General features: G+C 67.8%; 11 protein-coding genes. 10 read left to right on the forward strand and 1 reads right to left on the reverse strand.

The window, feature by feature from the left end; translation table 11 throughout:
• Positions 1–151: 151 nt before the first annotated feature.
• Positions 152–934 carry a hypothetical protein gene (locus tag G1H11_RS07425; protein WP_163817563.1) on the reverse strand — a complete coding sequence of 261 codons (783 nt, stop codon included), beginning with the start codon at positions 932–934 and terminating at the stop codon, positions 152–154.
• Positions 935–1,190: 256 nt separating this feature from the next.
• On the opposite strand from G1H11_RS07425, the gene G1H11_RS07430 reads away from it, so the two are divergent.
• From G1H11_RS07430 to G1H11_RS07475, 10 genes are all read left to right on the forward strand, one after another.
• Positions 1,191–2,147, forward strand: coding sequence for a hypothetical protein (locus G1H11_RS07430; RefSeq protein WP_163817565.1), 957 nt, complete (start codon positions 1,191–1,193; stop codon positions 2,145–2,147).
• A gap of 205 nt (positions 2,148–2,352) precedes the next feature.
• A complete protein-coding gene (locus G1H11_RS07435) occupies positions 2,353–3,933 on the forward strand; it encodes an acyl-CoA mutase large subunit family protein (protein ID WP_163817567.1) in 1,581 nt (526 codons plus the stop codon).
• Between the two features lie 181 nt (positions 3,934–4,114).
• Positions 4,115–4,810 carry a hypothetical protein gene (locus G1H11_RS07440; RefSeq protein ID WP_163817569.1) on the forward strand — a complete coding sequence of 232 codons (696 nt, stop codon included), beginning with the start codon at positions 4,115–4,117 and terminating at the stop codon, positions 4,808–4,810.
• A 106-nt stretch (positions 4,811–4,916) separates the two neighbouring features.
• On the forward strand, positions 4,917–5,957 hold the full coding sequence (locus tag G1H11_RS07445; RefSeq protein ID WP_163817571.1) for a hypothetical protein: 1,041 nt from the start codon (positions 4,917–4,919) through the stop codon (positions 5,955–5,957).
• Positions 5,958–6,138: 181 nt separating this feature from the next.
• Positions 6,139–7,188 (forward strand): BMP family lipoprotein, encoded by a 1,050-nt coding sequence (locus tag G1H11_RS07450; protein WP_216843538.1) that lies wholly within the window; start codon positions 6,139–6,141, stop codon positions 7,186–7,188.
• 2 nt (positions 7,189–7,190) lie between these two features.
• A complete protein-coding gene (locus G1H11_RS07455) occupies positions 7,191–8,795 on the forward strand; it encodes an ABC transporter ATP-binding protein (protein ID WP_216843539.1) in 1,605 nt (534 codons plus the stop codon).
• A complete protein-coding gene (locus G1H11_RS07460; protein WP_163817573.1) occupies positions 8,792–9,928 on the forward strand; it encodes an ABC transporter permease subunit in 1,137 nt (378 codons plus the stop codon). Before G1H11_RS07455 ends, G1H11_RS07460 begins: the two co-directional genes overlap by 4 nt.
• A 23-nt stretch (positions 9,929–9,951) precedes the next feature.
• On the forward strand, positions 9,952–11,199 hold the full coding sequence (locus tag G1H11_RS07465; RefSeq protein ID WP_163817905.1) for an ABC transporter permease: 1,248 nt from the start codon (positions 9,952–9,954) through the stop codon (positions 11,197–11,199).
• A gap of 34 nt (positions 11,200–11,233) precedes the next feature.
• On the forward strand, positions 11,234–11,653 hold the full coding sequence (locus tag G1H11_RS07470; RefSeq protein WP_343074822.1) for a cytidine deaminase: 420 nt from the start codon (positions 11,234–11,236) through the stop codon (positions 11,651–11,653).
• A gap of 79 nt (positions 11,654–11,732) precedes the next feature.
• Positions 11,733–13,073, forward strand: coding sequence for an MFS transporter (locus G1H11_RS07475; RefSeq protein WP_216843541.1), 1,341 nt, complete (start codon positions 11,733–11,735; stop codon positions 13,071–13,073).
• Positions 13,074–13,099: the final 26 nt, after the last annotated feature.

Below are 13,099 nucleotides of genomic sequence, written 5' to 3' on the forward strand. Positions count from 1 at the left end.
CGAGGCGGTCGTCGGTGACGTCGAGGTGTCGCTTCGGGGACCACCCTGCGACGGGCATCTTGCGACGTGATGTACTAAATGCAACCGGCCGGGCTGGTGCCGCGGCGACGCCACCAGTCCGGCCGGAACTCATGCGGCCGTCACGCTCCGATCAAGAGAGCGTGACCTCGACCGATTCTTCCTGGCGCTCGTCGCTGAGCAGCTCACCCTCGTCGTCGACCGGCGTCAGGCGGGCCTCGAAGATGACCGGCGAGTCCGTCTTGTACATGAAGTTGTCGGCCTGCGAGTAGGACTCGCCTGGCGCCAGCGGGTAGACGCCCTCTTCGCTGCGCTCCGCGACGGCGTTGGTGTCCAGCTCCATCGCCTCGTAGAGGTCACGGTCGGTGATCGAGTCCATGCCCTGCAGGTACTCCCAGTCCGCATACTTCGCGACGACCGCCACCAGGCTGGAGCTGAGGTTGATCGGCTCACTGGACGTGTTGGTGACGACGTAGTTCACGAAGACGATGTCGTCGCCTTCGGCGAGAATCGGCTTGTTGCTGTCCGGGTCCACCAGCATGCCGTCCTTGGGCGACGGCTCCACGCCCACCTGGTAGATCTCGACCTGGAAGTTGTCACCCTCGATGGTGGCGATCTGCTCACCGGGGAGGGTGATGGGGTCGGTCCAGGGCGCGGCGGTGTGCTCACCGCTGCCGTTGGGGCTGTCGGCCGGCTCGTCCTCGGCTTCCTCCGCCTCGTCGGTGTCTTCGTCCGTGTCCTCGTCGTCCGCGACATCCTCAACGTCGAGCTCGTCGGAGTCCACCTCGTCGGTGACTTCCTCCGTGGTGGTGTCCTCGGGCGCGTCGTCGTCGGACGAGCACGCGGCCAGCCCGAATACGAGCGCACTGCCAGCGAGAGCAGCGATGACGCGACGCGAGGCAAGCGTCTTGCGCATGGTGGTTCCTTTCGTATGGATCATCTAGTGAAGTGAGCAGCCCGTGAGATACCGGGGCAGGGGGCATGCAGGCGTACGCGGAAAGGTTTCCCGAAGGGACGCAGCATGACCGTTCGTCATCATATGCACGGGCGACTGTCAACCAGCCGTCAGGGCGATATCAAGATCATTACGGGCTATCGGTACTATGTCGGGTCGCGTAAGCCGAACGCCGAGACGTGGTGCGGTGACGCCGCGCGTCAGGAACACTGGAGGCATGAACCTCGACGCCGCCGCTACCGAACTGTACGGGCTGCCGCTCGACGAGTTCGTACCGGCTCGCGATGCCTTGGCCAAAGAGGCGAAGCGCCAGGGCGCGGCCGACGTCGCTGCCAGAATCAAGGGATTGCGGAAGCCGACGCATCCCGCCTGGCTCGCCAATCAGCTGGTGCGGGCCCACCGCCAGGATGTGGACGAACTCGTCGGGGTGGGCGACGAGATGCGCGAGGCCACCGCTGACGGCGACGGTGCCCGGCTACGCGAACTTGCGGCCCGTCGCAAAGAGAAGGTCGACGCGCTCCTGGCCAAGGTCGCGAAGCTGAACGGCGGCAAACGGCCGAGTCACGACGCGGTCGAGGCGCTCAACGAGACACTGCTGGCCGCGACCGCCGATCCCGGTGTGGCGGCGGAGCTGCAGGTTGGTCGGCTCACGCATCCGCTGCAGCACGTGGGATTCGGCCTCCCCGGCGGTGGAGCCGCGCAGGTCATCTCGCTCAGCCAGGCACGGGCGGCGCGGGAGAAGCGAGAAGACGGCCGCGGAGCGCCCCCGAGACCGTCGTCGCCGGCGAAGCCCCGTGCCCGGCGGGCCGACGACGAGGACGTCAAGGATGAGGACGCCGGGGAGGGTGCTGAGGACGCCACGACCGCCCGGGAGCGCCGGCTGGCCCAACAGCGTGCTGAGGCTGAGCGGGAGTTCGAGGAGGCCGACGCAGCGGTCACGGAGGCTGAGGAACACGTCGGCGGGCTCGAGACAGCCCTCGATGAGAGGCAAGACGCCCTGGAGAGTGCGGAGGCGAAGGTCGAGCGGCTGCTCGCCGAGCTCGAGGCGGCAAAGGGCGAACTGGAGAACGCCCGGACCGGTGTCGACGACGCCGAGGAGGAACTGGGCGAGGCGAGGGCGGACCTCGAGGCAGCTCGTAAGCGCCGACGCGAAGCCAAGCGGAAGCTGCTGTGATCACGGCGGGCTGCGCAGGCCGGTCCGTGTGAACTATCTCCTGATGTGGGCATTCTCACGGCTGCCGGGAGGCAAGCGGCACTACGTTAGGGCGATCCCGCAGTGAGCATAGGTTCGTAAGAAGCAGCAGGTCCGTGAGAGTGCGGGCGGGATCGTGTTCATCCCGCGGGTTCACGGATCACCCGTCGTACGGAGCGAGGCGATCATGAGCGCGACATCGGAGTCCGGCTTGCCGATCGAACCCGTCTACGGGCCCAGCGAGCTCGACGGCTGGGATCCCGGAGAGAAGCTGGGTGAGCCTGGCTCGTACCCCTTCACCAGGGGTGTCTATCCCTCCATGTACACGGGGCGGCCGTGGACCATGCGCCAGTACGCCGGCTTCGGCACGGCCGCAGAGTCGAACCGGCGCTACCACCAGCTCGTCGAGGCGGGGACTGGTGGGTTGTCCGTCGCCTTCGATCTGCCGACGCAGATGGGCTACGACTCCGACGCCCCGCTGGCCAAGGGCGAAGTCGGCAAGGTCGGTGTGGCCATCGACTCCATCGAAGACATGCGGGTGCTGTTCGGCGGCATTCCCCTCGATCAGGTCTCGACGTCGATGACGATCAACGCGCCGGCCGCGCTGCTCCTGCTGATGTATCAGCTCGTCGGCGCCGAGCAGGGCGTCGCGGGCGAGAAGCTCACTGGAACCATCCAGAACGACGTGCTCAAGGAGTACATCGCCAGGGGCACCTACATTTTTCCGCCGGCGCAGTCGTTACGGCTGGTCAGCGACATCTTCGCGTACTGCCAACGAGAGATCCCGCGCTGGAACATGATCTCGATCTCCGGCTATCACATGGCAGAAGCTGGCGCGACGCCCGCGCAGGAGGTGGCGTTCACGCTGGCGAACGCGCGTGAGTACGTGCGAGCCGCGTTGTCCGCCGGGCTGGACGTCGACGAGTTCGCACCGCGACTGTCCTTCTTCTTCGTCGCGCGGACTTCCATTCTCGAGGAGGTGGCCAAGTTCCGCGCCGCGCGGCGGATCTGGGCGCACATGATGCGTGACGAGTTTGGCGCGAAGAACCCCAAGTCCCAGATGCTGCGGTTCCACACCCAGACGGCCGGTGTCCAGCTCACGGCCCAGCAGCCCGAGGTGAATCTGGTGCGGGTGACCGTGCAGGCGCTGGCCGCGGTGCTGGGCGGCACCCAGTCCCTGCACACCAACTCCTATGACGAGGCGATAGCGCTGCCGTCGGAGAAGGCGGCCAGGCTGGCGCTGCGGACCCAGCAGGTCCTCGCGCACGAGACCGACGTGACGAAGACCGTGGACCCGTTCGCCGGCTCCTACGCCATCGAGTCCTTGACCGACGACGTCGAAGAGGCCGCGCGTGACCTGATGCGGCAGGTGGAGGAGCTTGGCGGAGCGGTCATGGCGATCGAGCGCGGCTTCCAGAAGAGTGAGATCGAGCGCTCTGCCTACGCCATCGCACAGGGGATCGACTCCGGGGAACGGGCCGTCGTCGGTGTCAACAAGTTCAAGGCCAACGGCGACGAGCCGTACGAGCCGCTGCGCGTTGACCCGGAGCTGGAAGCGGCCCAGTGTGAACGCCTGGCGGCGCTGCGTGAGTCACGTAACGGCGCCGCCGTCGACCGGGCGCTGGACGAGCTGCGCACGGCCGCCTCGGGGTCGGAGAATGTGATGGACCCGATGCGCGACGCGCTGGCCGCCCGAGCCACTGGCGGGGAGGTCTGCGACGCGCTGCGCGAAGTGTGGGGCGTGTACCAGCCGCCGTCCACCATGTGAGGCCGTCGCCGCAGCGGGAGGCATGCGCGGGGCTGCGGATCGCTGGTTCGGTGATTGCGGGTTTGCCGGTCATCCGGTGGCGGTATCGTCTGGCGCGGAAGTCCTGCCGTCCGCGTAGCCCGTACACGGCCGTGTCGGCACGGGACGTTGACTGGATTTTGCACGGGAAAGGGAACAACGGGTGACCGTCACGAAGACAGCCAGGGTGGCAGCCGCGGCGGCGATGGCCGCTCTCGTGCTCACGGCTTGTGGCGGTGGCGGAACGGAGCCTCCCGGGCTGGACGGACAGACCGATGTCGTCACCAGCCCGCCGCCCACCGACCTCGACGAGCCGCCGGCATCCGGGGAATCGACGGCGACTCCGCCGCCGGACGACGACGGCGGGTCCGAGCCGGAGCCCGGATTCACCCAGCCGTACCTGCCAGGTGACGAGCCGAACGTCATCGAGCTGCCCGACGAGCTGCCGGTGGAACCGCCAGACGACGCCACCGACGACGAGCTCGAGGTGCTTGAGGGCGTAGGCCGGTTCATGGCCAGCTGGCAGGCAGTTTTGTTCGGTGCCGACGCGGAACTGTCCAAGGTCCGCGACACGGCGGTGGAGCCTCAGCTCGGCCGTTTGATTGAGTTCATCGGTCAGGCGGAGCAGGAAGAATGGGTGTTCACCGGTGAGCCGATGCTGCTTCAGGCTCGCGACGTCTCGGTGAACGGTGACAGCGCTGAGGTGGACCTGTGCCTGGCTTTGCCGGGATGGATCGAGTTCCGCGGCGGCTCGGTATCTCCGTATCCGTCCCCCGAGAGGTACATCGTTGATATGCAGCAACGATCTGGCACCTGGGTCGCTTCGAACGCGAGAGAGCAGGACGCGCAGGCATGTTGACGATCTTTGACCGCGGATGTGACCGAATGATTGATCGCTGCCCTGCTTGGGAACGATCCTGCTACGATACGGCACGTTCCGGACTTGATTGTTGAGGTATGGGTACATGCGTCTGAAGCACCGTAGCGCGACGATCGCGCTCGTGGCGGGTGCCATGCTGGTTCCGACAACCGCGTCCGCCATCCCGGGCGGCGAAGAGGGCGGCGGCGAGGAGACCGGGAGCGGGTACAGCGTCGAGGTACGGCTCTCCGGAGACGGCGCGCCGGGCGGTGGCGGTGACGGTTACACCATCCACGTACCGCCTGTCTGCTGGTGGGAGCCGATTGCGGTCATGCCAGGAGTCGACATCACCGACCCTGAAGAGATCCGCGAGTACTTCGAGGAAGAGATCCGTCCCTGGCTCAGAGGGCACGCAGCGGCCGGCTATTTCGCCTGGCCCTCCTATGAGGTCTTCGAGGACGCGATACGGCGTGCTGGAGCTGGCGAAGAGATCACTTTCTACCAGATCGAAGGTGCGGACAAAGAGGCCAAAATGGCGTGCTCACCTCAGATTAACCACTACGATGGCGAGGACATACCCGTCGCATACTGGCCATTTGCCACTGGGGAGCAGCCGGATCCGGTCGTCGACCCCGAGGACCTCGCTGAGGCGGCTCGAGACGAGATGGTGATCGAGGCACCGGAGATCGACCGGAACCCGCAGGGCGCCGGGGCATTGGGCGGCGCGACGCTCGTCGGCTTCGACACGTGGTTCTGGGTGACCAACCCGGAGGAGAGCATCGGCGGCGCCGACGGTGAGCGCAGGATCCGGGCCGAGGTGGTGGGCGGCACCGTCTGGGCTGAGGTCACCGCGCAGACGGACGGATTGACCGTCGCATCCCCCGCAGGCAGGGCGGACTGTGAGCCCGCTCTCGCCATCAAGGCGTGGTCGCCGGGATCCAGCGACGCCGAGGGTTGCACGGTGAGCTTCACGCGAGCTTCTGTTCAGTACCCCGACGGCTACCCTGTCTCGGCTTCGGTCGAGTGGGCAGCCACGTGGGAGGGCGTGACGCAAGACGGGGAGCAGGTCGGCGGTGACCTGGCAGGCCGTTCTGAGTCGGTTGTTGTCAATGTGCCGGTGGCGGAGAGCCAAGCCACCGTCCGCTGACGCACGAACGATCCTCCGGCGGCCGCACCCGGCCTCCGGAGGATTTTCATTTCAGAACATTCCTTTGCGTTCTGGTAACAACACCCAGTTGAGCTCGCCCTAACTCGGACACAACGGATACGCTCTCGCTCACTCGGGCTCGCAACAGCTGCTCGAGTCAGGTTTGTGAAGGGAGCTGCCCGTGCGCCGGGTCATGAAACTTGCCGCGGGATTCGCCACCGCGGCCATGCTGCTCACAGCATGTGCGAGCGACGATGACGGTACCGACGACCCCACCACCGGCACCGACGGTGAGGGCGCGTCCGGAGAGGACGTCCAGGTCGGCATGGCCTTCGACGTCGGTGGCCGGGGAGACCGGTCCTTCAACGACTCGGCTGCGGCTGGTCTCGACCGGGCGGGCGAGGAACTGGGCGTCACATTCCAGGATCTGTCTCCCGCGTCGGACGGCTCCAACCGCGATGAGTTGCTGCGCGAGCTCGCCGACGGTGGCCACAACCCGATCCTCGGTATCGGTTACGCCTTCTTCGAGGTCATGGACACCGTCGCCGACGAGTACCCCGACGTGCAGTTCATTCGGATCGACGGGCCGCCCAGCGACCGCGAGAACGTCGCCGTCATGACGTTCGCCGAAGAGCAGGGCTCTTTCCTCATGGGAGTGGCGGCGGCGCTGAAGACCGAGACCGGTCAGGTCGGCATCGTCGGCGGTAACGAGGGCGAGGTCATCAACGCGTTCGGCGCCGGATTCAAGCAGGGCGTGGAGGCGGTCGACCCGTCGATCGAAATTGAAGACCAGCGCTTGTCTCCCGGCGAGGAGCCGGCCGGGTTCGCCGACCCCGCCGGCGCCCGGGTGGCCGCCGAGGCGATGTACCAGCGCGGCGTCGACATCATCTACACGCCCGCCGGTGATTCCAACGTCGGCACGTTCCAGGCCGCGGCCGAGGCCGGCAAGTGGGCCATCGGCACCGACTCCGACCAGTATGAAACGGTCGGGGACCCGGAGCTGCAGGAAGCGATCCTGACGTCGATGCTCAAGCGGGTCGACAGCGCTGTGTTCGAAAGCATCAACACCTTCATCGAGGGCGGGGACGTCGAGTCCACGTCCTACGACCTGTCCGACGAAGGCGTGGGCTACTCCACCAGCGGCGGGTTCATCGACGACATCACCGACGAGCTGGACGACTACAAACAGCAGATCATCGACGGTGAGATCGAGGTCAGCCGCACCGAGTGACCGTGGACGCCGAGCCAGCGCCGGTCATCGAGCTGACCGGCATCACAAAGCGCTTCCCCGGGGTGGTCGCCAATCGCGACGTCCACCTCGCGGTGCGACATGGCGAAGTGCACGCCGTCGTCGGTGAGAACGGCGCGGGCAAGTCGACGCTGATGAAGATCCTCTACGGCATGTACAAGCCGGACGAGGGCACCATCAGCGTCGACGGTCACCCGGTCGAGTTCGGAAGTCCGAAGGACGCCATCGCCGCCGGCATCGGCATGGTGCACCAGCACTTCATGCTGGCGGACAACTTCACCGTCCTGGAGAACATCGTGCTCGGCGCAGAGCCCCGGGCCGGGGTTCGCCTCGACTTCGCGGCGGCCCGAGAGCGGATCGAGGAGACGTCCGAGCGGTACGGCTTGGGCTTGCGTCCTGACCGGCTGGTCGAAGAGCTCAGCGTGGCCGACCGGCAGCGGATCGAGATCGCCAAGGTGCTCTACCGGGGCGCCCGCGTGCTCATCCTGGATGAGCCGACGGCAGTTCTCGTCCCGCAGGAGGTGGACGCGCTCTTCTCCAACCTGGCAGAACTGCGTGCCGCCGGGCTGTCGGTGATCTTCATCAGCCACAAGCTCGACGAGGTGCGCCAGGTGGCGGACCGGATCACGGTGATCCGCCGCGGGTCGACGGTCGCCACCGTGGACGACCCACAGGCCACGTCGTCGCGGCAGCTGGCACACCTGATGGTCGGAAGTGAACTGCCCACACCGGAGACCACCGAGTCGACCGTGACCGACGTGGTCGAGCTGGCGGCCTCGGGTCTCGCGCTCAGTTCGCAAGACGGCCCTGACCTCCTGCATGACGTCACCTTCGAGGTCCGGCGCGGCGAGATCGCCGGCTTCGCCGGCGTCGAAGGGAACGGGCAGAGCGAGCTGGTCGAGGCCATCATGGGCCTGCGCAAGCCCGATGCCGGGCTGCTGAGGCTGGGCGACGACGACATGACGTCGTGGCCGGCTCACCAGCGGCGGATGGCCGGCATCGGTTTCATCCCCGAAGATCGGCACCGGCAGGCCCTGCTTCTCGACGCGCCCCTCTGGGAGAACCGGCTGCTCGGGTGGCAGGGCAATCCGCCCGCCGGTGGGCGGTTCTGGATCCGGCCGCAGGCTGCCCGGGCCGAGGCCGCGACGATCATGCGGGAGTACGACGTGCGGGCGCCCGGGCCGGACACGATCGCCGACGCGCTCTCGGGTGGTAACCAGCAGAAGTTCGTCATAGGCAGGGAGATGAGCACCACGTTGCGTGTGCTCGTCGCCGCTCACCCCACGCGCGGCGTGGACGTGGGCGCTCAGTCCGCCATCTGGGACCGATTGCGTGAGGCGCGCGCCGCCGGGCTTGCGACGGTACTGGTCTCCGCCGACCTGGAGGAGCTCCTCGGCCTGTCCGACACGCTCTACGTGCTATTCCGCGGGCGGATCGTCGCCAGGCTCGATCCGGCCGAGGTGACGCCGGAACTGCTAGGTAGCTACATGACCGGAGCCGCCGGGCAGGAAGGCGCACGCTTCACAACGGGGGACGCCGCCGGGGAAGAGCAGGCGGCGCGGGCCGACACGGAGGAGGAGAGCCGGTGACGCGCCTGCTCGGATGGTGGCGGCGCATCGCCCCGACACTCGTCGCCCTGGGCGTCGCCCTGGCCGTCACGGCAGTCTTCATCCTCATCATCGGCGAGAACCCCATCGCGGCGCTCGTCGCCCTGTTCGACTTCGGTGAGACCCCGGTCGCGCAGGCCAACTCGATCGGCGTGTGGATCAACCGGGCTGCGCCGCTGTTCCTCGCCGGCCTAGCCGTGAGCATCGGCTTTCGCATGGGGCTGTTCAACATCGGCGTGGAAGGCCAGTACCGGATCGCCACCGTCGTGGCTGCTGGGCTCGGTGCCGCGATCGTCCTGCCCGCGCCTCTGCACATCCTGGTGATCACGCTGATCGCGATGGCGGCCGGTGCCGCCTACGCGGCGATTCCGGCGATCCTCAAGGTGACCCGCGGCGTCAGCGAGGTCATCTCCACCATCATGCTGAACGCGATCGCCATCGGCATCGCCGCGTATCTGATCCGCTCGCCGTTCGTGGACCCGGAGCTCGGCGCGGGCGAGAACGTCGCCACCACCAGGTTGCCCGAATCCGCGCACTTCCCCGGTCTGAACGAACTGTTCGGCGTCCTCGGCCTGGAAGAGCCCCGGCGCCCGGTGCACGGGTTCGTCGTCGTCGCGATCGTCGTCGGGGTCGTCGTCGCTGTCATCCTCTCCCGTTCCCGGTTCGGCTTCGAACTGCGAGCGAGCGGGCTGAGTGCGCTCGCGGCGACCGCTAACGGGATCTCGTCGCGTGCCATGGTGGTCAAGGCGATGCTGTTCTCTGGAGCCCTGGCCGGATTGGTCGGACTGTCCGACCTGCTGGGCTCGGCGCACCGGTTCCAGCCGGACTCGTTCGTCGCCGGCTATGGGTTCACCGGCATCGCGGTGGCCCTGCTCGGGCGCAACCGGCCAGGCGGCATCGCGCTGGCGGCCCTGCTCTTCGCCTTCCTCGATCGTGCCGGTCCCCGGTTGCAGTCCGAAGGGATTCCCCCGGCAGCGGTGACGATCATGCAGGGCATTGTGGTGCTGTCTGTGCTGATCGTCGACGAGGTGGCGCGGCGGCGGCTGCGTCGTCGTGAAGAACGACGCGCCCGCGCCCAGGACCAGGCCACGACCCCGGTGGAGGTGGCGTCGTGACCGGCAGCACGGGACCCAAGATCATGACCCGCCCCGAAGGCGCCGCGTTGCGCCTCTCGCGGACTCGCAGGATGCTGCTCATCCTCGCCCTGGGATTCGTGGCGCTGTCCGCGGTACGCGTGATCACCGGGGAAACTGTCCTGACCAGCAGCGGCACCGCGCGCGCCATGCTGATCCTCGCGTTGCCGATCGGCATGTGCGCCTTGGGCGGGCTGGTCGCCGAGCGGGCCGGAGTGATCAACATCGGCCTCGAAGGCATGATGATCCTCGGAACGTGGGGTGCCGGATTCGGCGGGTGGCACTATGGGCCATGGGGAGCGCTGCTCGGCGCCCTGATCGGCGGCGCGTTCGGCGGTCTCATCCATGCGCTGGCCACAGTGACGTTCGGTGTCGACCACATCGTCAGCGGCGTGGCGATCAACCTGGTGGCGGCAGGCTTGGTGCGGTTCCTGTCCGAGGCCGTCTACGCCGACGGCGCGCAGGGCGGCGGGCCGACCCAGTCCCCGCCGATCGGGTCCGCGGCGAGTTTCAGCATTCCGGTGCTGTCCTCGGGACCGAACCTGCTCGGGCGCCTGGAGGACACCGATCTTCCGGTGCTGTCCGACCTCGGCGGTGTCCTGTATGGGCTGACCAGCGGGTTGACCGCCTTCGCGTTGATCGCGCTGGCCATGCTGCCGCTCACCTGGTTCGTGTTGTGGCGCACCGCCCTTGGCCTGCGCTGGCGTTCTGCCGGCGAGAATCCGGTAGCGGCGGAGTCGCTGGGCGTCAACGTCTACCGCATGAAATACCTCGCGGTGATCACCAGCGGCGCGCTTGCCGGCCTGGGTGGCCTTATGCTGGTGCTGTTCACGGGCTCCTACCGCGAAGGACAGACCGGTGGACGCGGTTATATCGGCCTCGCGGCGATGATTTTCGGAAACTGGCGGCCCGGAGGGTTGGCCGCCGGTTCCGGACTCTTCGGGTACTCCGATGCTGTCCGTCTCCGCGCGTCAAGCTCGGCCGCTGTGCTGGCACTTTTGCTGTTCGTGGGTATCCTGCTGGCCGCCGTGGGTGTGTGGGATCTGTACCGCCGGCGCTTCGTGCTCAGCGCGGTGCTGCTGGTCCTGGCCGGAGCGGCCATCGTCGGCTCGCTGGCGCTCGACGCGCTGCCCAGCGAGGTCACCACCATGACTCCGTACCTGGTCACTCTCGCGGTGCTGGCCTCGGCGACGCAGCGGCTCCGGCCACCTGCCGCCGACGGCATGCGATATCGGCGCGGTGAGGAACACTGACTCGGCGGAGGTTCGTGTGGGCGGAGGTGAGCACGTGAGGGCCGACGAGGTCCAGTGGGACGTCCTGCGGGCGGCAGCCGTCGATGCGGCACAGCGAGCGTACGCGCCGTATTCGTCGTTCCCCGTTGGTGCGGCGGCGCTCGTCGACGACGGCCGGGTCGTCACGGGCTGCAACGTGGAGAACGCCTCCTACGGCGTGACCCTTTGCGCCGAATGCGGCCTGGTGTCCGCCCTGGTCGCGTCTGGCGGCGGCCGGCTCGTCGCGTTCACGTGCGTAGGCGGGCAGGACCGAGCCAGGATCATGCCCTGCGGGCGCTGCCGCCAGCTACTGTGGGAACACGGTGGCGCCGCCTTGCAGGTCGACACACCAGAGGGGATCCTCAGCATGGCCGAGGTGCTTCCGCAGGCCTTCGGCCCGGACGATCTGCATGCTGGCGGCGTACGGCCAGACTGAGACCGTCGCGCCGGCGTTGTTAGGGGAACGTTGTGAGCGCAATGGGGAGACTGCGTCGTCGCGCACCTAGGCTGTCTGTGTGCCGACAACCACGGGATTCTCGTCCGAGCTGCGAATTCTGCTGCGCAGACCGGGCTTCCGGCGCTTGTTCGGTGTCCGGATCGCCGGTCAGTTCGGTGACGGAGTGCTGCAGGTGGCGCTCGCGTCGTACGTCTTCTTCTCTCCCGAACGCCAGACCGGTGCGGCGGCGACGGCGGCCGCTTTCGCTGTGCTGTTGCTGCCCTACTCGGTGATCGGACCGTTCGCGGGCGTGCTGCTGGACCGCTGGCAGCGCCGCCAGGTGTTGCTGTTCACCAACCTGTGCCGCGCGGCGCTCTCCCTGGCGATGGTGTGGCAGGTGACCGATGGCAATGTCGGCCCGCCGTTCTTCATCACGGTGCTGGCCATGCTGTCGCTGAACAGGTTCGTCCTGGCCGGGCTGAGTGCGTCGGTGCCGCGCGTCGTCGAGCGCGACGAGCTGGTGATGGCCAACTCGGTGGCGCCCACCTCCGGGGCGGTGGCGATGATCGCGGGAGTGGGTGCCGGTTACCTGACTCAGCGGTGGCTGTTCGGGTCCGACGCCGAGGAGTCCGCCGAGGGTCCCATCGTGCTGCTGGCGACACTGCTGTATCTGGTCGCCGCGCTGCTGTCGTTGCGGATCGGGCGCACGACCCTGGGCCCGGGCGGGGACGATGGCGAGGGTTCTGGCGACGGCGGCGTGGAACGGATCCCGGTGACCCTGGCTGCGCGGCAGGTCGTGGACGGCATGGCCGAGGGCGCACGGCACATCGCCGCGCGCAAGCCGGCCCTGTGGGCGCTCACCGCGATGGCGTCGACGCGGTTCTTCTACGGGCTGACCCTGATCGCCGCCATCCTGCTGTCCCGCAATTACTTCCACGACCCGGCCGACGTCGACGCCGGACTGGGAACGTTGGCGATGCTTCTGGGGATCTCCGGTGCAGGATTCATGGTCGCGGCACTCCTGACCCCCGTGGCCACCCGGCAGATGCGCAAGGAGACCTGGGCCGCGTTGCTCCTGGCGGCCGCTGCCGTGGTCGTGCTGGTGCCGGGGACGCTGTTCACCGTTCCTGCCATGGCGGTGGTGGCAGGTGTCCTCGGCCTGGCGACACAGGGTATGAAGATCGTCGTTGACACCGTGGTGCACGAGAGCGTGGACGACGAGTACCGCGGGCGGGTCTTCTCGTTCTACGACGTGGCGTTCAACGCCAGCTTCGTCCTGGCGGCCGGCGCGGCGGCGCTCCTTCTGCCTGCCACCGGGCAGTCGTACCTGATCCTCGTGGTCATCGCTACTGGATTCGCGGCGACAGCGGTCGGCTACCACGTGGGCGTCCATCGCCGAGCCGCGGAGCGTATGTCCTGACGCCGTTGGGTCGTCCTGGGTGCGTC

Origin of the sequence: Phytoactinopolyspora alkaliphila (genome assembly GCF_010550695.1) — a bacterium.
Taxonomy (GTDB): domain Bacteria; phylum Actinomycetota; class Actinomycetes; order Jiangellales; family Jiangellaceae; genus Phytoactinopolyspora; species Phytoactinopolyspora alkaliphila.

Bases quoted from the DNA above. Each gene is read 5' to 3' on its own strand.
- G1H11_RS07425 (WP_163817563.1), bottom strand. From the start codon at position 934: ATGCGCAAGACGCTTGCCTCGCGTCGCGTCATCGCTGCTCTCGCTGGC.
- G1H11_RS07445 (WP_163817571.1), top strand. From the start codon at position 4,917: ATGCGTCTGAAGCACCGTAGCGCGACGATCGCGCTCGTGGCGGGTGCC.
- G1H11_RS07430 (WP_163817565.1), top strand. From the start codon at position 1,191: ATGAACCTCGACGCCGCCGCTACCGAACTGTACGGGCTGCCGCTCGAC.
- G1H11_RS07465 (WP_163817905.1), top strand. From the start codon at position 9,952: ATGACCCGCCCCGAAGGCGCCGCGTTGCGCCTCTCGCGGACTCGCAGG.
- G1H11_RS07435 (WP_163817567.1), top strand. From the start codon at position 2,353: ATGAGCGCGACATCGGAGTCCGGCTTGCCGATCGAACCCGTCTACGGG.